Raw genomic sequence first — 23,051 nt, 5'->3', positions numbered from 1 at the left:
CGAAACGCGACACTCTCCACCAATCCAGGCAATCACTCTGTTTCACGATGACCCGTTGGCACGGAACCGGTGACTGACACAGCTATTGACTATTCTCTCTCAGGCAGATTAAGGTGAATCCGAATCCGCAGCGGCAGTTACCGCCGCGGGGAGAGAAAGAACTTGATATCGAGGGTTTCCATGCTCAGGATCGGATCGTCTTTGCGTTGCTGCTGTCTTTGCTTGCTGTTCGTCCTGTTCCTTATGACAGGGCCGGTCTCCACCGTGACCGCCGCGCAAAACGGGAGTGTCATCACCCTGGAGGTTTCTTCAACGGGAAAGGGGTCCCTCGACAAGGAAATCACCCGCCAGTCGGTCGAGGTGATGAAAAACCGCCTGGAATCGATCGGGATCACCGACGGAGTCGTCGAGCAAAAAGGAGCGCGGAGAATCACCATCGGCTTGGAACGTACCGGTTCCGAAGTCGACTGGATCATCGACTTTCTCCTCCGCCCCTCGCGGCTGGAATTCAAAAAGGTGAAGGACGCAAGCGCCCAGGATGATGCTTCGGACGACACGGAAACCATCTACGAGTCGAGACTGGATGGCGCGGGAAAGGTCGAGCAAATCCCGTATCTCGTGGAGAAAAAGCCCCTGCTCTCCGGAGATGTCGTGGAAAGCGCCGAAGTTGCCTTTTTGCCGATCAGCGAGGGCAATATTCCGGCGATCAACCTGGTTTTGAACAAAAAGGGAGCCGAAATTTTTGCCCAAGCGACCGAGGCGTCCATTGGCGGCAGGATCGCCATCGCGGTCGACGGCAACGTGATCTCCGCACCGGTGATCCGGACGGCGATCACTTCCGGCTGGGTGCAGGTTACCGGCAACTTCACCACCGAGGAAGCCCAGGATCTGGCCAAAGCCATCAAGTCCGGCATCCTCCCCGCAGCCATACACGTTGCGGACCGCCGGGAAACCGGAGCGCCGCAACCGGTCGCAGCCGGCGCCGAAGCCAATGTGGACGACCTTGCCGGTGTCCCGGTGCAGCCGCGAGCGGAGAATTTCGCCATCGTCATCGGCATCGAGAAATATCGGGACATCAAGGGAGTCGAGTTTGCCGCACATGATGCCAGTACGGTGCAGCGCTACCTGACCAAACTCATGGGATATCCGGAGGAGAACGTCGTGGTTCTCCCCAACGAACGTGCCACCAAGTCCGATCTCGAGAAATACCTCGGAGTGTGGCTCAAAAACCGGGTCACCCCGCAGAGCACCGTGTTCGTCTACTACGCCGGGCACGGCGCCCCCAATCCGACCAGCGGCGAACCGTACCTCGTCCCCTATGACGGCGATCCCAACTATCTCGAAACGACCGCCTACCCTCTGAAAGAGCTCTATGCCGGACTTTCGCGGCTCAAGGCAAAGCAGATCGTGGTCGTCTTGGATTCCTGCTTTTCCGGCTCGGGAGGGCGGTCCGTGCTGGCCAAGGGGGCGCGCCCGCTGGTCATGACGACGGAGGCCGCACCCGCGCTCAAAGACAACATGGTCGTCCTGGCCGCCGCCGGCGGCAGCCAGATCAGCACCTCGTACGAAAAGGGCGGACACGGCCTGTTCACCTACTATCTGCTGAAAGGGTTGAAAGGAGAAGCCGGGGCGGGAAAAGAGGGAACCATCACCGTGGAGAGCCTGTACCGCTACCTTCTGCCGCAGGTGGAAAGGGCGGCCCGGTTACAGAACGTAGAGCAGACCCCGGTAATCATGCCGCCCCTGTCGACGCTGAAGGAAATGGGCGAGCTGCGCCTGCGGTGAGGGGCGTGGGGGGACTCGAGCGGACAATGCGGGGCTAGGGACAGGCGACGAGGGAAAGAAGTTATGAAAACGATCCCGAGCAGCTTCTGACACCGTTGATCTAACGTCCCCTCTCCTTCAAGGGGAGGGACAGGGTGAGGATGGGGTTAAATGCCACGAAGTAAAGCCAGCCACGGCTAATCACCCTGCGGCATGATCCTGTAGCTCACCGTAACCTCCCCCCAATCAGCAGGATCGATCTGCATCAGCCGTTTCAGCAGATCACTGACCAGCCCGGTGGATTTCGCATCGTACACCTTGAAACCTTCCTGAAAGCCGCTGCTCAAAAGAGGTTCTTCCTGCCGGGTCGCTATGATCTTGATCTTCTCTACCGCCCCTTTGCCCTTCGATTCCGGCAGCAGCATCGCGGTCAGCTTGATTCCGGCCTCCCGGGGCGGAAAGATCGCCTGACGATTGGCCCGAACGAAGTTGTCCCTCACCCTTGAGTTCGGCAACAACTGCGTCACCGAATTGTCCGCGCCGATCACGAAGAGGTAGACATAACTGTCGGCGCTGACCTGGTAGTGAAGCTCCACCGGATCACCTTCCTGCAGGTTCTCCCTGGAGAGCGCCGCTTTGATCCGGATTCCTTCAGCCGCATCGGGATACACCGGCCGGACCAGTGCCTTGATCTTCACGCGGAACCGGTTCGGGTCATTGCGGTCCCGTTCCTGTTCGACCACCTCGACCTTTTCGATCCTCCCCCGGACCCTGGCGAATACCATGTCCTCGGCGAGCTGACCGTTACTGACCAAGGTGTGGGAGCGAACGAACACACCGACCGCACTCTCGACCGCGGTCCGCTCCGCGTCCATCTTGGCCCGTTGGAAGACTTCTACCGCGGCCTCCAGGTCGCTCCCCACCGATTCCCCCGTCGCCTCCACCCAAACCGGTTCCTCCGCGGCGAAAGCGGCTCCCGCCGACAGGTGCCACGCCAAAACGGAAACCACCGTGAGGATCAAAGTAGCGGCGATCCGCCTGATCACAGTTTTGTGAAAGTGAGCTGTATCTTGCATCTGCGGCACGAGCATCTCCGTCGGTATTACCATGGCAAATCTGCGCCGGAAATTAGCATTGCGCCGCTCGATTGTAAACCCGAATCGGCCGGAAGCGGTAGCCGGCACATCAACCCCATACCCAACATCACCCGAAAGCAGCCCGTGCTGTGGGAGCGCCATTCCTGGCGCGATGAATTCCCCCGCCACTATCGAGCGCCCTCTCCCCCCCTTCACCTTGTCCTTTACAAAAATTTTCCGCCCCCCTATAGTCGACCTGTCGACCGGCGCAACACGCGCCGTTACCACCCGTACCAGCCCCTCCCCTGCGAGAGATCAATGCGCTTTACCTGTGAAAAGCCACGCTTCATCCGACCGCACCGCCTGATGCGGTCCTGGTCCGTGCCCCTCCTCACGCTGGCGCTCTTGCTGTTGCTGACGCCGCTTTCCGGATGGGCGGCACTGCCGTCTCCTGGGGCCACTCCGAAGCAGGTGATCGTGATCGGCGGGGACCAGAACTTTCCCCCCTACGAATTCCTGGACCGCGACGGCAAACCCGCCGGCTTCAACGTGGAACTCTCACAGGCGATCGCCGAGGTGATGGGGATGCGGGTGGAGTTTCGCCTGGGCAACTGGAACGAGGCCCGGAGCGCCCTCAGGGACGGGAGCATCGACGTCCTGCAGGGGGTGACCTGGTCGGAGGCGCGCAGCCGGGAGTTCGACTTCTCCCCCCCGCACAACATCGTCAATACCTCGGTCTTCGGCAGGAGAGGGGCACGCCACATCGCCCGGCTGGAAGAGCTGCGCGGCAAAGAGGTGATCGTGCAAAAGGGCGGAAGCATGCACGACTACCTGGTGGCGCACCACATCGGCGCCCGTCTGATCCTGGTGGATACCCACGCGGCCGCGCTCCGGCTTCTTGCCTCCGGCAAGCACGACTACGCCCTGGTGGGAAACCTCCCCGGCCTGTACCTGGGCAAGGAGCTCGGGCTCTCCAACATCGTCCCGGTAGGGGGCCCCTTCGGCAGCGGCCAGTACGGCTATGCCGTGAAAAAAGGGAACGACGAGATCCTCTCCCGCTTCAGCGAGGGGCTCGCCATTTTGAAGAACACCGGGCGCTACCAGCAGATCTACGGCCGGTGGCTGGGCGTGCTGGCCCCCCAGCCGCTCCCCCTCGGCAAGGTGGCCCAGTACGCAGCCATCGTCGCGCTCCCCCTGCTTTTGATCCTGGGTGGCACCGTGCTCTGGTCCCGTACCCTCCAGAAACGGATCGACGAGCACTCCGCCGAGCTGCAACAGCGCCAGCAGCAGCTCATCCAGGCGGACAAGATGGCCTCGCTGGGGATCCTGGTCTCCGGGGTGGCCCATGAAATCAACAACCCCACCGGGCTGATCCTGTTCAACCTCCCGGTGCTGAAGAAGGCCTATCAGGCGGCTCAGGAGAGCCTGGAGGACCGGTTCCAGGAATCGGGAGACTTCATGGTCGGGGGGCTGAGGTATTCGACGCTGCGCGAGGAGGCGCCGCGCCTTTTCGATGAGATGCACGACGGGGCCCGCCGCATCAAGAGGATCGTCGACGACCTGAAGGATTTCGCCCGCAAGGACGATTCGGCGCTCGATGAAACGGTCGATCTGAACCGGGTGGTGGAGACCTCGGTGCGCCTTTTGGAGAACTCGATCCGGAAGGCGACCCGGCACTTCGAGCTGAACCTCGCCCCCGCCCGCCCCTGCTGCCGGGGGAGTGCCCAGCGCATCGAGCAGGTAGTGGTGAACCTGATCCTGAACGCCTGTCAGGCGCTTTCCGACCCGGAAAAGGGGATCAGCGTCGCCACCGAGCTCTCCGGCACCGAGATCCGGGTCGTCGTCCGGGACCAGGGGGTAGGGATCCCGCCGGAGCACCTGAGCCACCTCACCGACCCCTTCTTCACCACCAAGCGCGACGCCGGGGGAACCGGCCTCGGACTGTCGGTATCGGCCGGCATCGTGAAGGACCACCAGGGACGGCTGGAATTTAGTTCGGAACCGGGAGAAGGGACCACGGTACTCGTGGCGCTCCCGGTACAAGGAGCATGTTCGTGATCGAAAACCTCTACCCATCCTTCGGCATCCTCCTGGTCGACGACGAGGAGGCCTGGCTCAGGAGCCTCAGCATGACGCTTGGCCTCTCCGGCGGCATCAGCAACATCGTGCGCTGCAGCGACAGCCGCGAGGTCCTCGGGATTCTTTCCGGAGGCGGCATCGGCCTGGTGCTGCTCGACCTCAACATGCCCCACCTCTCGGGGCAGGAACTCCTCGCCCTGATCGTGGAACAGCATCCCGAAATCCCGGTGATCGTCATCTCCGGCCTGAACCAGGTGGAGACCGCGGTGGAGTGCATGAAGCGCGGCGGGTTCGACTTCTTCGTCAAGACGGTGGAGGAGGAGCGCCTGGTCCAGGGGGTGCAGCGGGCGATCCGGATGATCGAATTGCAGCGCGAAAACCGCGAGATGCAGTCGCGCTTTCTCTCGGACCGTCTGGACCACCCGGAGGTCTTCGCCGACATCGTCACCGTCGATCCCGCCATGCGCTCCATCTTCCGTTACATCGAGGCGGTGGCGCGCAGCGCGCAGCCGATCCTGATCACCGGGGAAAGCGGCGTGGGGAAGGAGCTGGTGGCCCGCACCGTCCACCGGCTGAGCCACAGCCGCGAGAAGCTCGTCTCGGTAAACGTCGCGGGGCTGGATGACAACGTCTTCAGCGACACCCTGTTCGGCCACACCCGGGGCGCCTTCACCGGCGCCGAGGTGCCGCGGCGCGGCATGATCGAGCAGGCCGGCGAGGGGACCCTCTTTCTGGATGAGATCGGCGACCTGAGCATCCCGTCCCAGGTAAAACTGCTGCGCCTTTTGCAGGAGGGGGAGTATTTTCCGCTGGGGAGCGACCTCCCCAAACGGATGAACGCGCGGGTGGTGGTTGCCACCCACCACGACCTGGCGGCCCGGCAGGCGGGCGGGCAGTTCCGCAAGGACCTCTACTACCGGCTCTGCGCCCACCACGTCCACGTCCCCGCGCTTCGGGAGCGGCCGTCCGACATCCCGGTCCTTTTGGAGCACTTCCTCGCCGAGGCCGCGGCCGAGCTGGGGAAAAAGAAGCCGACCGTCCCCAAGGAGCTCATCGTCCTCTTGGGGAACTACCCCTTCCCGGGCAACGTGCGCGAGCTCCGTTCCATGGTCTACGACGCCATGACCCAGCACGAAAACCGGATGCTCTCCATGGAGAGTTTCAAGCGCGCCATGGACAAGCAGGGGTTCAGCCCCGCCGAGCGGAGCGCGGTGGCCGCCACGCCGGGCAGCGTCTTCGTGGCGAGCGAGCCGCTCCCGGCGCTGCACGACATCATCGACCTGCTGGTCGCCGAGGCCATGCAGCGAACCGGCGGCAACCAGTCGATCGCCGCGCGGCTCATCGGGGTCTCGCAGCCGGCCCTGAGCAAGCGGCTCAAGAAGCTCGGGAGAAGCGAGGAAGGGTTATAACCGCCGCACGCGTTATAACTTCCCGAAACCATCGCCCAAGCAGCAGCATCAACGCCCCTTAGCGCCCCTTTCCGCACTCTTGTCCGCCGGACCGCCCCGCAGGTTATAACCCTTCCGCCCTCCGCACGGGGGGCATATTTCCCACTTTTTCCCACCAAAACCAGCAACTTACCCGTTTCGACCCCGTTTGGCACCCTGTTTGCTGAAAGTGGCTGGCCCTTGGGCCCGCAGGCAGCGATGCAATCCAGGCGGAGGCCCGCCTCCCGGCGCTTCCGCCGATGTCCGTTCATACCCACCCCGAAGGAGAGACGCACCGATGAAAACCAACAAACTGACACTGTGTATCATGGCCGGCATGCTGCTTGGGATCGCCGTCGGCTACGCCTGCAATGCTTCGGCGCCCAACGCCGACGCGGCCAAGGAAATCGCCGGCTACTTCAACATCGTGACCGACATCTTCCTGCGGCTCATCAAGATGATCATCGGTCCGCTGGTCTTCGCCACCCTGGTGTCCGGCATTGCCGGGATGGGCGACTCCAAGGCGGTGGGACGCATCGGCCTCAAGGCCATGCTCTGGTTTCTCTGCGCCTCCCTCGCCTCCCTTTTCATCGGCATGCTCTTCGTCGACGTGCTGCAGCCCGGGCACGCCATGAACCTCCCCCTTCCGGCCGCCGGCGCCGCCACCAACCTCAAGACCTCCTCGCTCAACCTCAAGGACTTCATCACCCACGTCTTCCCGAAAAGCTTTTTCGACGCGATGGCACAGAACGAGATCCTGCAGATCCTGGTCTTCTCCGTCTTCTTCGGGTTCGCCGCGGGCTCTTTCAAGGAACAGGGGGGTAAGACCGTCCTCAAGTTCGTGGACGAGCTGGGCAAGATCATGCTGAGGGTCACCGACTACGTCATGTGGTTCGCCCCGGCAGGGGTCTTTGCCGCGATCGCCTCGGTGATCACCGTGCAGGGACTGGGCATCCTGATCACCTACGGCAAGTTCATCACCGGCTTCTACCTCGCCCTCGCCGTACTTTGGAGCGTGCTCTTTATTGGCGGCTACCTGGTGCTCCGCGGCCGGCTCTTCGGCCTTTTGAAGATGATCCAGGAGCCGACGCTTCTCGCCTTCTCCACCGCGAGTTCCGAAGCCGCCTATCCGAAGACCCTGGAGCAGCTCAAGAAGTTCGGCGTCTCCGACAAGATTTCCGGGTTCGTGCTGCCGCTCGGGTATTCCTTCAACCTGGATGGCTCCATGATCTACCAGGCCTTCGCCATCATCTTCGTGGCCCAGGCCTTCAACATCGAGCTCTCCATCACCAAGCAGATCACCATCCTCCTGGTCCTGATGATCACCAGCAAAGGGATGGCCGGCGTGGCGCGCGCTTCCCTGGTGGTCGTCGCCGCGACCTTGCCGATGTTCAACCTCCCCGAGGCGGGGCTGCTGCTCATCATGGGAATCGACCAGTTCCTCGACATGGGGCGCACCGCGACCAACGTGATCGGCAACTCCATCGCCACCGCGGTAGTGGCCCAGTGGGAGGGTGGACTTGCCCCGGAGGGTGCCCTGGAGGAAGGAGTGGTCGAAGAGGACGACGCCCTCCTCGACCTGCCGGTAGCCGCAGCGGAATAGCCGTAGTCGGCACGACAGAAAGAAGGATGCCGCTCCGAGGCGGCACCCGCACCGCAAAGAAAGGGGGGATGTCGCACCAGCGGCATCCCCCTTTTCACTGAACAAAGAATCTTTGATTGGGCACGTTCCGTTTTCGAATTCAAGGAAAGGCCATTCCCTTCCTGTCCCCCCTTGGCAAAGGGTGTATGGGACAGGGGGGGATTTGCTCTTTTAAACACCTCCGAAATATCTCTTCCAGCTCGTAACCCGGCAGCGTCGCGTTACGTTCCTCAACGCGACCTACCTATCCAACCACCGAACCCTTCTGTTTCGCCAGCCGCTCGCACAGATCCTTGAACGCGGAGCTGTCCACCTTGAGCTCCACCGGTTTCCCGTTGTCCTGGTAGCCGATCGTGACCAGCCCGCCGACGATCTCATGCTCCATCTCGGCAAAGAGCACCCCCCGCGGATTGATGAGCAGGTTACCCGAGCGGATGAAGCCCCGGTTCTCCAGATCCTTGGCCATCGCCTCCTGCTCCGTCTTGTGCACCTTTTTGAAGAGCTGCTTTTGCACCGAACTGCCGTCGAACCAGACATCGATGAGGCGCGTGTCGTCCCCGACCAGCGGATTTTCCGCCGGAGTGGTGAGCTGAGCGGCGAGAATCCGATCCGTATTGATGTAGCGCATGGAAAAACTCCTTTCGTATGAGATTCGTCCGGAAGATACGACAGTAGGTCGCGTTGAGGTACGAAACGCGACATCATTCCCGCTTGCTACTCACAGGATGTTGACCGCCCGCGCCGCCAGCAGGGCAATGACGAGCAATGAAATCATCGACTGGAGCATCATCAGGACCTTGGCCCAACGCGACAGGACCGGAACATCAGTCGGAGAGAAGGCAGTTGAAGTATTGAACGCCAGGAAGAGGTAATCGATGAAGTTGGGGGTCCACTCCTCGATGCCGGCGGCGTGCTTTTTCTCCGTCGGCAAGGTCATCTGGGGGAAGAGAAAGGCTCCCCGCTGATGGTCTCTTCTTTGCGCGCGTTTGTGCGGTCCACCGGCATCGAGGCGCCAGTACCACGAGGCGAACACGAGGATGTTAGACAGCCATAGTGCGGCGGCAGACTGCAGAAGTTCCTGCGGTTTTTCCAGATGTAACGGCAAGGCCCTGATCAGCAATCCCAACGAAATGATCATGGCAGCCGTCACCACGCCGTTCAGGAGATACCCCAGCACCATGTTGGTAGTATGGGCACCTCGGTAATGCGAGATGAGCATCGGCACAATGAGCACAGCAATCAGAACCAGCAGAAGCCAGCGCTGACCGCCGAGCAGCAATGATGAAGGCAGCGCCGCATACAATCCACCCAGAGCCAAAAACGCGACGATTGCCGGCCACCGCGACCCCGCAGCTTTCGTGGCATTGGCCCATTTTTCAATAAACACCGTCATCTCCGCCTCGGTCTGAATGACATTACTAATTTTGTAAGGGATTTCCATACTCAACGTCAACAGTTCTCTCTGACCTCGTCGTGGTGAACACGTCAAAACCTTACCTCATCTGCAGATAGCGTTGGCGCAGGGAGGTGCTTTGACATCTAGCGAACTTCTGTGACCATGGAGTCCTCGGTTTTCGATGTGAACTGGAGATTTGCCGAATCCAGTGGCAGTGTCATATCGATTTCCATACTGTCGTGGGATTTCAACTGCACCTTTTTTTCACGTCGTACATTATATTTCCTGTGCCTTTTCCGGACGCGTCTATCTTGATTGCTTGATCGGAAGCGGCCAGGGTAAAGGTATACGTCGTGACAAAATCGGCGATTCCGTCCTTAATATCAACCAATTCATAGTTCGTTGTCATCTCCATACTCAGGTTCATAACTCCTGGTATTGGTATTTCCAACGGCATGGTTTTCGTCGTTTTCTCGCCAATGCCGATTGGTTCACTTTTGACTGATTTCATACTTTTCGAGACTGCTTCAAAAGTTGCTAACACAATCTTCCGCTCCTCTTCGGACAGTTCTTTCCCATCCAATTTGACCAGACTGAGGTTCCCCTCCAAGTCACTTGTGCCATGAGCACGTATGCCTACCAGCCTTCCAAGAGAGCCATCGATGCTTTTTACCAGATCATTTTGCTTCAACAGCTGAATGCCTTTATTCAACTGTATGGTGATCGGATATTTCTTCTCATCCGTCATCTTTCCGGTCACAACTGACATCTCGCGGATGTCATCAATTACCATTGAGACCGGAAATTTCAGCCTTATTTCTTCCGGAACTCCGAAGGGATTATCGAGACTCATCGTGATTTGGTTTGTCGAGGACTGTTTGACAGTATAAGTCGTTTCCGGAAGATACGTCGGATTAATTGCAACTTTGTCGTCGCCGAAAGAAGGTCGGGGAACAAAGGCAACCAATAATAGAAGAACAAGGATTAAACGATACATGCGCCCTCCATAAACTGATTTTTCACGTCCAGGCACCACCCCGGCACCACCCCCCTGCGAAATTATGTGTTGGAGCAGGGAGTAAGGGGCGTCCCCCGTATCTATTTCTTCGTCCCAGTTCAAAAATCGGGGGCAATTTTCAAAAAGCGGCTGTCCCTCAAGGGAATAGCCCTTTGTACACACCCGCTCCTCCCCCGACATACATGGTCTTGTGGTTCGTTGGATCCAGTGCCAGAGAGTAGACCGCAATATCGGTCGGTAGATTGGCCGTGTTCCAACTGCTCCCACCATCGTTGGATACGAACACCCCGCCTGCCGCCGTTCCGGCATAGACGGTCTGGCTGTTCAGCGGGTCAATGACCAGAGATGTAATATGGGTGCTCGATGGAATCCCAATGTTCACGGCCACCCATGTGTCGCCGCCATCGGTTGACTTAAATACCCCGTCAAAATATGTCCCGGCATAGACGGTCTGGCTGTTCGTAGGGTCGGCAGCCAGCGCAGTGACCGGTTTGTTCTGCAGAAGCTGACTCCACCCCCACGTGCTCCCCCCATCTCTGGATTTGCACACCTGCCCTGAATTCGCTGCAGCATAGATAGTCTGGCTACTTGCCGAGCTGACTGCCAGGGCGTTAATCGGGGATCCGCCAATATTCCCACGATACACCCATGAACTGCCGCCATCGGTGGACATGAAAACCCCGGCATCTGTTCCGGCGTAGATGGTCCCATTGTTTTTTGGGTCCACGAGCAGTGAGTAGACATACGAATCCGCTGCGATGGTTCCCCCATTGGCGTCACTCCAGGTCGCGCCGCCGTTGGCGGACTTAAACACCCCGTGGGTTGTCCCGGCATAAATGGTCTGGCTGCTGTTTGAATCGATGGCTAGAGACATCACCAATTCATTGGGGATCCCGGTGTTACTCATGCTCCACGTGTTGCCGCCATCGCTGGATTTAGCCACCCCGGTCGTCACGGTGCCGGCATAAATTGTCCGGCTGTTGCTCGGGTCAATCGCAAAAGCGGTGACACCGGCACAGGGAAGCCCACTGATGGCCGTGCTCCAAGAGCCGCCCCCATCGGTGGATTTGGATACTCCAGCCAAAGAGCCGGCATAGATGTTCTGGCCGTTGGTTGGGTCGATGGCCAGGGAAAAAATCATGGTGTTGTCCAGACCGCTGTTGGCCGAGTTCCAGGTGCCGCCGCCGTTGGTAGATTTAAACACCCCATCCCGGGTTCCGGCATAGAGGGTTTGACTGTTGGTCGGATCAAGGGCCAGGACGCCAACAACCATAGTGGTTATTCCGCTATTGATTGCGCTCCACGTACCGCCAGCATCGGTCGATTTAAACACTCCGATGTTCGTTCCGGCATAGATGGTCTGACTGTTGCCCGGGTCTATGCGCAGGGAGTAGACATCGGTAACAGCCGGCATCCCGCTGTTGGCAGCGCTCCAAGTACCGCCGCCATTGGTGGATTTATAGACGCCCCGTTCGGTCCCGCTGTAGACGATCTGACGGTTAATCGGGTCAATGGCCAGAGATAACTGATTGGCCGTAGGAATTCCGTTACTGATTACTTGAGGGGGAAGCCCGTTGTTGATCGAATTCCACGACACGCCGCCATTGGTGGACTTGGACACCCCCCAGGGGGTTGCGGCGTAAATGGTCTGAGTATTGGTCGGATCGATGGCCAGTGCGTTGGCAATGTCAAGCGGGACCGCTGCGCTCCAGGTGGCGCCGCCGTCGACAGATATCACTACACCGAGGTCAGTCCCAGCGTAAATTTTCTGGCCATTGCTCGGGTCAATGGCAAGAGAACGCACGTATCTGCCGGAAAGAACGGTGCTCCAAGATCCGCCGCCATCGGTAGACTTCGACACCGTATTTTGGGTTACCGCATAGACAGTCTGACCGTTAGTCGGATCAAGGGCGATCACGGTTGCCGGATAACTGGGCAACCCACTGTCCGCCCGGCTCCAGGTTCCCCCTGCTGTGGTCGCGGCGGGAGAAACACGTATCTCGGCCGAAACTGCGGATTCGCCAACGTCATTTACCGCGGTAACCACGTAGTAATAACTCGCCCCATTGCTCAGTCCACCGTGGGTATAGGTATTGGTCCCGGCCGCTAGTTGGGAAGCAGTTGTGGTCACTCCAGGAGTCGTAGACCAGTAAATGTGATAAGAAGTTGCGTTTGACACTGGCGTCCAGGCAAGAGTTACCTGACCATACCCCGGTGTTGCGTTAATCCCCGTTGGCCTGCCCGGTACCGTTGAGGCGCCTCCGCCTCCACCGCCAACACCACCTCCACGACATCCAGCCAGTGCCAGTAGCCCCATCACCACAAGTGCACCAATGATCCTTTTCCAGTAGTGCATGTTCACTCCAGTTTTTGTCTCAGTGAGGTCACAGCCAGGACAGTTGAGTACCTGCGTCTCGTGCTACCCACGGTTCAAGACCGATTTGAGCAAAACAATCAAATATCAAGTTCTATGCCACCAGATCCTTGAAGCTAACCGTCTGATTAATCACCGTTTCTGTACATCGTAAAATTCAATTAAAATGCATTTACTGTTCATTTTATTACAGCGCCACGTGGTAACATGCCGAATTATAAAGAGGCTCGTCCGACTGTAACATTATGGACAGTCCATTTTGTTACAGCTTAGGGAGCGAGGAACCACTCAGGGCCCGGACCAACAGATTCGACAAGGTGAGTAACAGGTCTTGAACCTCATCGGTGCCAACCTCATCGGTGCCCTCATCGGTGCCAGGTCTTGAAAAATCACTTTTCAAACTGATTTTTCAAGACCTGGCACCACCCCCGTGGCACCACCCCCGCTTTCACGACCAGGCACCACCCCGGCACCCTGACCTCGTCGTGGTGAACATGTCAAAACCTTACCCCACCCCCCTCGCGGTTGAGTGGACCCCTTCCGGACAAGGACAAGGCAAAGAACGCGATCATGAGCCGCAGCATCGCCTGGATCAAGAATAGTGATTTTGGGAAAACAGCAGCTGGCATTTTCGAACGAGGAGAAGAGAACACAGAGGAGGGATGAAATTAGTTTGAAATACGAGAGCTACCCAAGGCAGGAATTTACTTCAGCTGGCTATCTTTGCTACCTCTCCGATTGTAGAGCGCAGCGGCCTTCTGCCGCTTTTCGAGTTCCGATTGGCAGGCAACACAGAATCGAACTCCCGGCATTGCCTTGCGACGCGCTTCCGGAATGGGTGACTCACACTCTTCGCAATGGGTGAGACTTTCACCTTTCGGTAGGCGACTTTTAGCTATTTCGACGGCGGATGCCACGGTGGCATCTATCTGTTCCTGCACCGCCCCATCGCGCGACCATCCAACTGCCATGACCTTTCCTCCGTAACCTGCGATTAAGTATACTCTTTTGCCCCCCCATGTTGGTAGAGATTCGGCTAACCCCGCCGGAGCCCCCCCCTCCGCCGCCATCACCCGCAGTCATCTTCGCAGTGGAAGCCCGCATTAAATACGGATACTTCATCTGGCATCTGTTCGTGGTGACAGGGTCGACCGGCCACTACTTCGCCCTGTTCTGGTACGGGGCCTGAATGATGCACACTCAGAGTTGTTGCCCAAGTATATTTGCTTTGAAATAACTCATGATAACTGGTATCGTCTCCCCCTATGAAAAATCGACCGGACAGTGATAACGGCAATGATCGGGCCAACTCCATTCCCAAGGAGACTCCGGCGGATAAAGTGAACCTTTCCTTTCCCATCGTCGGCATCGGTGCCTCCGCCGGCGGGCTGGAGGCGCTGGAGCAGTTTCTGCGCAGGGTCCCGGAGGGGTGCGGCATGGCATTTGTCATCATTCAGCACCTGGACCCCACCCACAAAGGGATCATGGCGGAGCTTTTGCGGCGCACCACCGGGATGAAGGTGCACCAGGTCCGGGACCGGATGCGGGTCGAACCCGATTGTGTCTACGTGATCCCTCCCAACCGGGACATGTCCATCCTGCACGGCGTGCTGCACCTGTTCGAACCGGCCGAGCCGCGCGGTCTGCGCCTTCCCATCGACTTCTTTCTCCGCTCCCTGGCCGAGGACCGGCAGGAGCTAAGCATCGGCGTCATCCTGTCCGGCATGGGCTCGGACGGCACCATGGGGCTGCGTGCCATCAAGGAAAAGGCCGGATTGACGCTGGTGCAGGAGCCGGCCTCGGCCAAGTTCGACAGCATGCCCAGAACCGCCATCGCTGCCGGTCTTGCCGACTTGGTTGCCCCGGCGGAGGATCTCCCCGGAAAGATCGTTGACTACATCCGGCACACGCTCATCATTAACAAACCCGAACTGAACCTGGAAGAGAAGGACCTGAGCGCCCTGGAGAAGGTCCTGATCCTTTTGCGCGCCCAAAGTGGACAGGACTTCTCGCTGTACAAGAAGAACACCGTGTACCGCCGGATCGAGCGGCGCATGGGACTGCACCAGATCAACCGCATCGCCACCTACGTCCGATACCTTCAGGAGAATCCGCAGGAGGTGGAGCTCCTTTTCAAGGAACTCCTCATCGGCGTCACGAGCTTTTTCCGCGACCCGGAGGCCTGGGCCCATCTCCAGGCGGAGGGGATCCCGGCGCTTCTGGCGGCGCACCCGGCAGGCGGAACGCTGCGCGCCTGGTCGGCGGGCTGCTCCACCGGGGAGGAGGCCTACTCGCTGGCCATAGCTTTCAAGGAGGTGCTGGAAAAGGTCAAGCCCGCAGGCAAGTTCACGCTGCAGATCTTTGCCACCGACCTGGACCGCGATGCGATCGACAAGGCCCGCCAGGGTAGGTTTCCGGCCAACATCGCCGCCGATCTTTCTGCCGAGCGGCTGAGCCGGTTCTTTATCAGGGATGAGTACGGTTACCGGGTCAGGAAGGAAATCCGGGAGATGGTGACCTTCGCCACGCAAAACCTCATCATGGACCCTCCCTTTACCAAGCTCGACATTCTCATCTGCCGGAACCTTCTGATCTATCTGGCTCCCGAACTTCAGAAAAAGGTGCTGCCGCTCTTCCACTACAGCCTGAACCCCGGCGGCCTCCTGTTTCTGGGGAGTTCCGAGAGCCTCGGCACCTTGTCCGAGAACTTCGCCCCGCTCAACCTCAAATCCAGGCTGTTCCGCAGGCGCGAATCGGTCCCGGCAGCTCAGCCGCTGGCGTTTCCCCCTTCGTTTTTTGTCCACCAGCCGGAAGTCTCAAGGGAGTCGATGATGGCAAAACCGGTAGCAAATCTGCAGTCGCTGGCGGATCAACTGCTCCTGCAGCACTTTTCCCCCCCCGCCGTACTGGTAAACCACACCGGCGACATCCTCTATATCAGCGGTCGGACCGGCAAGTACCTGGAACCTGCCGCGGGCAAGGCCAACTGGAATGTCTTCGCCATGGTCCGCGAGGGACTCCGCTTCGAATTGGAGAGCGCCTTCCCCAGGGCGCTCCGGCACAAAGAACCGGTCACCGTCAAGGGGCTGAGGGTCGGAGAAAGCGCTGCTTCCCAGACGATCGACCTCACCCTCCAGTCGATTCAGGAGCCCGAGGCGCTCAAGGGAATGGTGATGATCGTCTTCCAGGATGTGGCCCCCCCGGAAAAGGAAAAGCCGGGCCGAGCCAAGTCCGCGGCGAGAACCGGCCGGGAGCTCGAATTGGAGCAGGAACTGCGGCACATGCGCGAAGCGTTGCAGAACACCCGCGAAGAGATGCAATCCTCCCAGGAGGAGCTGAAGTCGACCAACGAGGAACTGCAGTCCACCAACGAAGAGCTGCAGTCCACCAACGAGGAGCTGATGACTTCGCGGGAAGAGATGCAGTCCCTGAACGAAGAGTTGCAGACGGTGAACGCCGAACAGCAGTCCAAAATGGACGAGCTCTCCCGGATGAACAACGACATGAGGAACCTGCTGAACAGCACCGAAATAGTCACCATTTTCCTGGACAACGACCTGCACGTCCGGCGCTTCACCACCGGGGCCAACAAGCTCTTCAATCTTATTCCCGGCGACGTGGGACGGCCGCTTTCCGATATAACCAGCGACCTGGTCTACCCCGAGATGACCGAAGAAGCACGCGAGGTGCTGCGGACCCTGGTCTTTTCGGAGAAGCAGATCGCGGCTTCCGGCAAGCGCTGGTTCAGGGTGCGCATCATGCCGTACCGCACCATCGAGGACGTCATCGGGGGGGTGGTCATCACCTTCACCGACATCAGCGCGGCCAAGGCCCTGGAAGAGGATCTGCGCGAGGAGATTGCCCGGCTCCAGGGTGAGCGTGCAGCTCCCGGCAAGGAGGCGTAGGTGACGGTCAAGGGATACCGGGTGCCGGGAGCAGGTGAGCTGCGCCAAATTGCGGAAGAGCGGCTGGACGCCTCGTCTTCGGCTACGGAACCGGCGCGAGCAGAGTTCGATAGGGAGCGGTTCCTCCGTGAGCTGCAGGTCAACCAGATCGAACTGGAGCTGCAACATGCCGAGATTCTCCACGCCCGGGACGAGGTGGAGGCCTTGCTGGAAAAGTACACCGACCTCTACGATTTCGCCCCGATCGGCTACCTTACCCTGAACGGCCAGGGAATCATCAGCTCGGCGAACCTATGCGCCGCCACACTTTTGGATGTGGAACGCTCCCACCTGCTGGGCAGGCGTTTCGGGCTGTTCGTGGCCGACGAGGCCCGTTCCCGTTTTGCTGCCTTTCTCGACGACGTGTTTGCCTCTCAAGAAAAAAAGTACTGCGAACTACCGCTCATCACACAGACCAATCGCCCTCACTTCGTACGGATCGAAGCAATTGCCTCCGAGTCGAGCCCGATGTGCCGGGTTGCCGTTGTTGATATCACTGAGCTGAAGCTTTCCGAGGATAGAATTATCCGGCTCAACAACGAACTGGAACAGCGCGTGAAGGAGCGCACCGCAGAACTTGAATTCGCGAACCGGGCACTGAACGCATCCTACGCAGTGCTGGAAGCATCGTACCGAGAGCTTGAGGTATTCAGCTACGCAGTGGCTCACGACTTACGCACGCCGTTGCGCGGCATGAGCGGATTCAGCAACATCCTTCTGGAGGATTATTCAGCCCGCCTGGATGAACCGGGCCAGGCCCTGCTCAAGCGTATCGGAACCGCCGCGGGGAAAATGGGGCAACTGGTCGACGGCATTTTGAACCTGTCCCGTTTGACCCGGGTAAGGTTGACCAAGACCAACGTGGATCTGAGTTTGCTGGCCGGCGAGATCCTGGACCTGCTCAGTGAACTTGAACCGGAACGCAAGGTGGATACGGCCGTTGCAGGAGGGATTATTGCCTATGGCGATCTCCATCTGCTGAGACAGGTTCTGGAAAACCTGCTGCAAAACGCCTGGAAGTACACCGGAAAGTGCCCGGCCGCGCGGATTGAATTCGGAACCGTGTGCACCAACGGAGAAACCGTGTATTTCGTGAGGGACAATGGCATCGGCTTTGATATGCTCCATACGGCCCGGCTGTTCATACCCTTTGAAAGGCTCCACGGGGAGTATGAATATGAGGGAATCGGCATCGGATTGGCGACCGTACAGAGGATCGTACAAAAGCACGATGGACGGATCTGGGCCGAGGGGAGGCCTGATGAAGGCGCCTCCTTTTATTTCACGTTACCGGAACGGATTGGCCCAGCGGCGTAGTTCCTTTTTCCGGACAAGGAGCGTTCATGAAAACCGACAAAGACACATCACCGCCAACCGAGCCGGCCGAGCTGCGCCGTCTCGCCGAAGAGCGGCTGAAGGCGCAGAGGTCGGCCCAGGCCACCAATAACGTGCAGGAAACGCAGTATCTCGTCCACGAACTGCAGGTCCACCAGATCGAGCTGGAGATGCAAAACGACGAGCTCCGCCGCGCCAGGGACGAGGTGGAGACGCTGCTGGAAAAGTACACCGACCTCTACGATTTCGCTCCGACCGGCTACTTCACCCTCGACGCCGGCGGATTCATCCTGGCCGCGAACTTGCGCGGCGCAGGACTCCTCGGCATCGACCGCGCCAAGCTTTTGGGGCGCGACTTCGGGCTCTTCGTCGACCGGGAAGCGCGCCCGCTCTACCAGGAGTGTCGAAACAAGGTGTTGGCCGGCCAGGAGAAGGTGACCGTTGAGGTACCGCTTGCGACGGAAGGAAACCGCCCACGCTTCGTGCAGATCGAGGCGGTGGCGGACGGCTCAGGGAAGGAGTGCCGCGTTGCGCTGGTCGACATCACCGAGCGCAGGTTGGCCCAGGATCTAGCCGTGCAAAAAAGCCGGGAGCTTGAGGAGATTAACCGGTCTTTGGAGGAGCGCATCCGGCAGGCAGTGGACGACCTGCGCCAAAGGGACCAGATGCTGATCATTCAGGACCGGCTGGCCGTCATGGGCGATATGATCAACAGTATCGCCCATCAGTGGCGCCAGCCGCTGAACATATTGGCGCTCCTCATCCAGCAGTTGCCCATATTTTTTAAATCCGGGGGGGTTACCGCGGAGTTTCTGGAGGAGAATGTCGAGAAGGGGATGGAGGTGATCGATCACCTGTCGCGGACCGTCGAAGACTTCAGGAACTTTTTCAGCCCCGACAAGAAAAAGGTCACGTTCAGCATAGGAGAGGAAATCAAGCGTACGCTTTCGCTCGTAGCCGGGAGCTTCCAGGCGCAAAAGATTGCGATTGTTGTCGACCTCCAGGGAGATCCCCAAGCTTTCGGTTATCCCAACGAATATGCCCAGGTGCTGCTGAATATCCTGATGAACGCCCGTGACGCGCTGGTGGAGAAAAATATCGCGGTTCCGGTGATTTCCATTCGCGCGGCCGAGGCAGGGGGCACGTCGGTGGTAACCATATCCGATAATGCCGGCGGGGTTCCCGAGGGGATTTTGGACCGGCTTTTCGATCCCTACTTCACCACCAAGGGACCGGAAAAGGGAACCGGGATCGGCCTTTACCTTTCCAAGGCCATCATCGTGAAGAACATGGGGGGACGCCTGACGGTGTGCAATACCGGAAGTGGTGCGGAGTTCAGGATCGAAGTCTGACCCGGCTCCCCTCGAATGTCGGGAGGAAACCATGAACGAGTCAACTGCCAGAAAACCGCCGGTGGCTTCCTCAGCCACGAATCTTCGGTTGCGGAGCTTGGCCGGATTTCTCCGTGTCGCATCGGTAGTGATGTCGTTGCTGGTTTGGGAGCCCTGCCACGCATTGGCGGGATCGGAATGCCGGGGCATCCACGTGCGGGTCCTGGACATAAGAAACAGCAAGGGGACCGTGGCCTGTGCGCTCTTCGAAGCACCGGCCGGCTTTCCCGCCGAGTTTCTGAAGACGGCCCGAAACATCATGGTGATAAAAATCCGGGAATCCCAGGCGCGCTGCGACTTTTTGGACATCCCCCCGGGAAAGTATGCGGTGGCGGTCATTCATGATGAGAATAGAAACGGCAAGCTCGATACCAACCTGTTCGGCGTTCCCAAGGAAGGTTACGGCTTTTCAAACGATGCCAAAGGGGTGATCGGCGCACCAACTTTTTCCGCCGCCAGCTTCTCCTACGATGGGAAGGACCTCGACCTGACCATCAGCCTGCACTACTGACTCCCCTTCCCCGCAGGGGCTCCGAAGCGGCAGGGCGTCCGGCGCGCCGGAAATGCCCGCGCCGCTCTACGATTCCTCCCCCCTGCCCATGCTTCCCCGCATCCACAGTTAAGGTTTCGAATCCCGGCTGTTTTTCCGCCTGGCTGCGCCGGCCTGCGCTCAAGCTCCGCGACGACCTGGACTCCCCGCAGCAGGATCATTGCCACCGACCGGGATCCGGCATCGGGAGCAGAGCCCCCCCCCGTTTCACTCCGTGTAAAAGCGGCGGAAGAACCAGCGCTTCATCCCCTCCACGGCAAAAAGGTACGTCACCAGCATGGCGGTCAGAATCAGGAAAAAGAACGCCGGGGGGGCCACGAAGCCGAGCCCTTTTCCGACGGGGGTGAAGGGGACCAGCGCGGCCACCGCCACCACCGTCAGGGAACAGACGATCAGCCAGGGGTTGGGGCGGCTTTGGAAAGGGTTTTTGCGGGTGCGGATGACGAAGATGACCAGCACCTGCGTGGCCATCGACTCGATGAACCAGCCGGTATGGAAGAGCGCCTCGCCGGCATGGAAGAGCTTCAGCATCACGTAGAAGGTGAGAAAGTCGAAGACCGAGCTGACCGGACCGACGATCAGCATGAAGTTTCGGATAAACTTCATGTCCCAGTGCCGGGGATGACTCAGATAGTCGTCGTCGACACGGTCCAGCGGGATGGGGAGTTCGGAGAAGTCGTAGAGGAGGTTGTTGAGCAGGATCTGGACCGGCAGCATGGGGAGGAAAGGGAGGAAAAGCGAGGCCCCGGCCATGCTGAACATGTTGCCGAAATTGGAGCTGGTCCCCATCATGATGTACTTCATGATATTGCCGAAGGTGCGCCTCCCTTCCAGGACGCCGGCATGGAGCACCCCCAGGTCCTGTTCCAAAAGGATCATATCCGCCGCGGCCTTAGCCACGTCCACGGCGCTGTCCACGGAAATCCCCACGTCGGCGGAGTGCAGCGACGGGGCGTCGTTGATGCCGTCCCCCAGGTACCCGACCACATGGCCGCGCCGCTTGAGGGCAAGGATGACCCGGTTTTTCTGCGCGGGAGCCACGCGACAGAAGAGATTCACCTGCTCGGCCCGCACCGCCAGGGCGGAGTCATCCAGCTGCTGGATCTCCGCGCCGGTGAGGACTCCGGTCACCGTCAGACCGAGTTTCGCAAAGATATGCTGGGTCACCAGTTCGTTGTCGCCGGTGATGATCTTGACCGCCACCCGATCGGCGTCAAGCCCGGCCAGAGCCGCCTTGGCGCTCTCCTTGGGGGGGTCGAGGAAGGCGGCAAACCCCGCGAAAACCAGTTCCGCCTCGTCGCCGACCACGGCATGGACGTGCTCCTTCCCCACCTGCCGCGACGCGATTCCCAGTACCCGAAATCCCTCCCGGCTCAAGGCCTCGAATTGCGCATTGATGCTGCGGCGTGCCGCTTCATCCAGGGGATGCGGCTGCGCCTCCCCTTCCCGCACATAGCTCACCGAAAGCCGCAGAATGTCCTCCGGAGCCCCCTTGACGACGAGCAGGCGGTCGGTTGTGCTGCCAAGGAGCACCGAAATCCGGCGCCGCTCAAAGTCAAAGGGCACCTCGTCGACCTTTTCCCAGCGGCTCGCGTCGATCTCGGTGTGTTCCAGGATGGCGTCGTCCAGGGTGCTCTTCAGACCGGTCTCGAAGAAGCTGTTGAAATACGCCAGTTCCAGGACCCGCTGGCTCTCCTTCCCCAGGGGATCCAGGTGGCGTTCCAGGTGGATGCGGGCTTCGGTCAGGGTGCCGGTCTTGTCGGTGCAAAAGACGTCCATGCTCCCCAGGTTATGGATGGAAGCGAGCCTTTTCACAATCACCTTGTGGGCCGCCATGCGCAGCGCCCCGCGCGCAAGGGTCACGGAAACCACCATGGGAAGGAGCTCCGGGGTGAGGCCGACCGCAAGCGCCACCGCAAACAGGAAGGATTCCAGCCAGGGGCGGTGAAAATAGGCGTTGACCAGAAGGACGAACAGGACCAGCAGCATGGTCATGCGCATGATGAGCAGACCGAACCGGTGGGTACCCTCTTCAAAGGCGGTGGGCGGGGGCTTGGTCAAAAGGGTTTCGGCAATCTCGCCCAGTTCGGTATCCTGGCCGGTGCGGCACATCATCACCCGGGCGCTGCCGCTTACCACCGAGGTCCCCAGAAGCACGGTATTGCCCGCGGCGAGAACCTCGGTCTCATTGACGTTTGCCGCCGCTGATTTTTCCACCGGAAACGCTTCCCCGGTCAAAAGGGACTGGTTTACGAAAAAGTCCTGTGCCTCGAGCACGCGGCCGTCGCAGGGAATGAGATCGCCGGCGGCGAGAAGCGCCACATCTCCCGGCACCAATTCGGCGAGCGGAATCGGCCGGCTCGTTCCGTCACGCAGCACTTGGGCGCGCACCGCAACCGACTGGCGCAGGTGATCCGCCGCCTGCCCCGCCCGGTACTCCTGGACGAAGTCGAGGGTCACGCTGATCAGGACGATGGTGCCGATGATGATGAAGCTCGTGGCGTCTCCGGTAACGGCGGAGAGCGCGCTGGCGGTAAGCAGGACGATGACGAGAGGATTTTTGAACTTGGCGATGAATTGCAGGACCAGCGCCTTTTTGCGCTCCCCGTGGATGAGGTTCGGGCCGAACCGCGCCAGACGCGCGGCCGCCTCGACACTGCTCAGCCCATCCGGAGTGGATTCCAGCCGTTGCAAGAGCTCAGGGACGGTAATTCGCCAGAATGGGGCACCGGTTTTGGTGGCAGGAGCAGGCATAATATCCATGGTTTGTTCTCTTAGCGGCGCGGGGCCTGACGCTGATGCAGCGGTGGAGGTAGTGCCCGCACTCAATGGTAACAGGTTTTCTCACTCCCACGATTTCCCGGTCCATTCAGGAGCTGATACCCGGGAGGAGGGGGATCCGGCGATCAGGGAGACGTCGATCTCAGAGAGCGCCTCGAGCATCGAACATTTGATTACACAAATTATCATTGGCTTATCAAAACGTTTCCTGATAGAGTAACCCTGTTGACAGGAAAGTATAATCGGGCAGACTGCACTTGCCATGATACATCCC

The 23,051-nt window shown here is 59.6% G+C and carries 15 protein-coding genes; 8 read left to right on the top strand and 7 right to left on the bottom strand.

Features of this window, described 5'->3' with window-relative positions:
• Positions 1-180: 180 nt before the first annotated feature.
• Entirely contained in the window at positions 181-1,785 is a 1,605-nt protein-coding gene (locus tag JFN93_RS11090) for a SecDF P1 head subdomain-containing protein (protein ID WP_199384142.1), read from the top strand.
• A 176-nt stretch (positions 1,786-1,961) separates the two neighbouring features.
• Here JFN93_RS11090 and JFN93_RS11085 read toward each other — a convergent pair whose 3' ends face one another.
• Positions 1,962-2,873: a DUF4384 domain-containing protein gene (locus JFN93_RS11085; RefSeq protein WP_199384141.1), complete on the bottom strand. Its 912-nt coding sequence runs from the start codon at positions 2,871-2,873 to the stop codon at positions 1,962-1,964.
• Between the two features lie 285 nt (positions 2,874-3,158).
• Between JFN93_RS11085 and JFN93_RS11080 the strand changes: the two genes are divergently transcribed.
• The 3 genes from JFN93_RS11080 to JFN93_RS11070 all read left to right on the top strand — a co-directional run bounded on the left by JFN93_RS11080 (position 3,159) and on the right by JFN93_RS11070 (position 7,949).
• Positions 3,159-4,898 (top strand): transporter substrate-binding domain-containing protein, encoded by a 1,740-nt coding sequence (locus tag JFN93_RS11080; RefSeq protein WP_236021653.1) that lies wholly within the window; start codon positions 3,159-3,161, stop codon positions 4,896-4,898.
• Positions 4,895-6,328, top strand: a complete 1,434-nt coding sequence (locus tag JFN93_RS11075; RefSeq protein ID WP_199384140.1) for a sigma-54-dependent transcriptional regulator — start codon at positions 4,895-4,897, stop codon at positions 6,326-6,328. The genes JFN93_RS11080 and JFN93_RS11075 overlap by 4 nt, the downstream gene beginning before the upstream one ends.
• 316 nt (positions 6,329-6,644) lie before the next feature.
• Positions 6,645-7,949, top strand: a complete 1,305-nt coding sequence (locus JFN93_RS11070) for a dicarboxylate/amino acid:cation symporter (protein ID WP_199384139.1) — start codon at positions 6,645-6,647, stop codon at positions 7,947-7,949.
• A 283-nt stretch (positions 7,950-8,232) separates the two neighbouring features.
• Here JFN93_RS11070 and JFN93_RS11065 read toward each other — a convergent pair whose 3' ends face one another.
• The 5 genes from JFN93_RS11065 to JFN93_RS11045 form a co-directional block, all read right to left on the bottom strand.
• Entirely contained in the window at positions 8,233-8,616 is a 384-nt protein-coding gene (locus JFN93_RS11065; protein ID WP_199384138.1) for a hypothetical protein, read from the bottom strand.
• 90 nt (positions 8,617-8,706) lie between these two features.
• Positions 8,707-9,441 carry a hypothetical protein gene (locus JFN93_RS11060; protein ID WP_236021652.1) on the bottom strand — a complete coding sequence of 245 codons (735 nt, stop codon included), beginning with the start codon at positions 9,439-9,441 and terminating at the stop codon, positions 8,707-8,709.
• A 190-nt stretch (positions 9,442-9,631) separates the two neighbouring features.
• Entirely contained in the window at positions 9,632-10,564 is a 933-nt protein-coding gene (locus tag JFN93_RS11055; RefSeq protein WP_199384137.1) for a hypothetical protein, read from the bottom strand.
• On the bottom strand, positions 10,539-12,758 hold the full coding sequence (locus JFN93_RS11050) for a fibronectin type III domain-containing protein (RefSeq protein ID WP_199384136.1): 2,220 nt from the start codon (positions 12,756-12,758) through the stop codon (positions 10,539-10,541). The genes JFN93_RS11055 and JFN93_RS11050 overlap by 26 nt, the downstream gene beginning before the upstream one ends.
• A 722-nt stretch (positions 12,759-13,480) precedes the next feature.
• On the bottom strand, positions 13,481-13,747 hold the full coding sequence (locus JFN93_RS11045) for a DksA/TraR family C4-type zinc finger protein (RefSeq protein WP_199384135.1): 267 nt from the start codon (positions 13,745-13,747) through the stop codon (positions 13,481-13,483).
• 294 nt (positions 13,748-14,041) lie between these two features.
• Between JFN93_RS11045 and JFN93_RS11040 the strand changes: the two genes are divergently transcribed.
• From JFN93_RS11040 to JFN93_RS11025, 4 genes are read left to right on the top strand one after another with little or no spacing between them, the layout of a single operon-like run.
• A complete protein-coding gene (locus tag JFN93_RS11040; protein WP_199384134.1) occupies positions 14,042-16,681 on the top strand; it encodes a chemotaxis protein CheB in 2,640 nt (879 codons plus the stop codon).
• Positions 16,682-18,037: a sensor histidine kinase gene (locus tag JFN93_RS25930; RefSeq protein WP_199384133.1), complete on the top strand. Its 1,356-nt coding sequence runs from the start codon at positions 16,682-16,684 to the stop codon at positions 18,035-18,037.
• Between the two features lie 26 nt (positions 18,038-18,063).
• The gene (locus tag JFN93_RS11030) at positions 18,064-19,407 is read left to right on the top strand and encodes a sensor histidine kinase (protein WP_199384132.1); all 1,344 of its coding nucleotides are present in this window, start codon (positions 18,064-18,066) and stop codon (positions 19,405-19,407) included.
• Between the two features lie 31 nt (positions 19,408-19,438).
• Positions 19,439-19,957: a DUF2141 domain-containing protein gene (locus tag JFN93_RS11025; protein ID WP_236021651.1), complete on the top strand. Its 519-nt coding sequence runs from the start codon at positions 19,439-19,441 to the stop codon at positions 19,955-19,957.
• A gap of 246 nt (positions 19,958-20,203) precedes the next feature.
• Here the strand turns inward: JFN93_RS11025 and mgtA are convergent, their stop codons facing one another.
• A complete protein-coding gene (gene mgtA / locus JFN93_RS11020; RefSeq protein ID WP_199384131.1) occupies positions 20,204-22,759 on the bottom strand; it encodes a magnesium-translocating P-type ATPase in 2,556 nt (851 codons plus the stop codon).
• Positions 22,760-23,051 lie beyond the last annotated feature (292 nt).

The organism is Geomesophilobacter sediminis (assembly GCF_016458275.1).
GTDB lineage: Bacteria > Desulfobacterota > Desulfuromonadia > Geobacterales > Geobacteraceae > Geomesophilobacter > Geomesophilobacter sediminis.
This window is presented reverse-complemented; position numbering and strand designations above follow the sequence as displayed.

Coding starts and splice junctions, on each gene's coding strand:
- JFN93_RS11090 (WP_199384142.1), top strand. CDS start 181: ATGCTCAGGATCGGATCGTCTTTGCGTTGCTGCTGTCTTTGCTTGCTG.
- JFN93_RS11085 (WP_199384141.1), bottom strand. CDS start 2,873: ATGGTAATACCGACGGAGATGCTCGTGCCGCAGATGCAAGATACAGCT.
- JFN93_RS11080 (WP_236021653.1), top strand. CDS start 3,159: ATGCGCTTTACCTGTGAAAAGCCACGCTTCATCCGACCGCACCGCCTG.
- JFN93_RS11070 (WP_199384139.1), top strand. CDS start 6,645: ATGAAAACCAACAAACTGACACTGTGTATCATGGCCGGCATGCTGCTT.
- JFN93_RS11065 (WP_199384138.1), bottom strand. CDS start 8,616: ATGCGCTACATCAATACGGATCGGATTCTCGCCGCTCAGCTCACCACT.
- JFN93_RS11050 (WP_199384136.1), bottom strand. CDS start 12,758: ATGCACTACTGGAAAAGGATCATTGGTGCACTTGTGGTGATGGGGCTA.
- JFN93_RS11045 (WP_199384135.1), bottom strand. CDS start 13,747: ATGGCAGTTGGATGGTCGCGCGATGGGGCGGTGCAGGAACAGATAGAT.
- JFN93_RS11040 (WP_199384134.1), top strand. CDS start 14,042: ATGAAAAATCGACCGGACAGTGATAACGGCAATGATCGGGCCAACTCC.
- JFN93_RS11030 (WP_199384132.1), top strand. CDS start 18,064: ATGAAAACCGACAAAGACACATCACCGCCAACCGAGCCGGCCGAGCTG.
- JFN93_RS11025 (WP_236021651.1), top strand. CDS start 19,439: ATGAACGAGTCAACTGCCAGAAAACCGCCGGTGGCTTCCTCAGCCACG.
- mgtA (WP_199384131.1), bottom strand. CDS start 22,759: ATGGATATTATGCCTGCTCCTGCCACCAAAACCGGTGCCCCATTCTGG.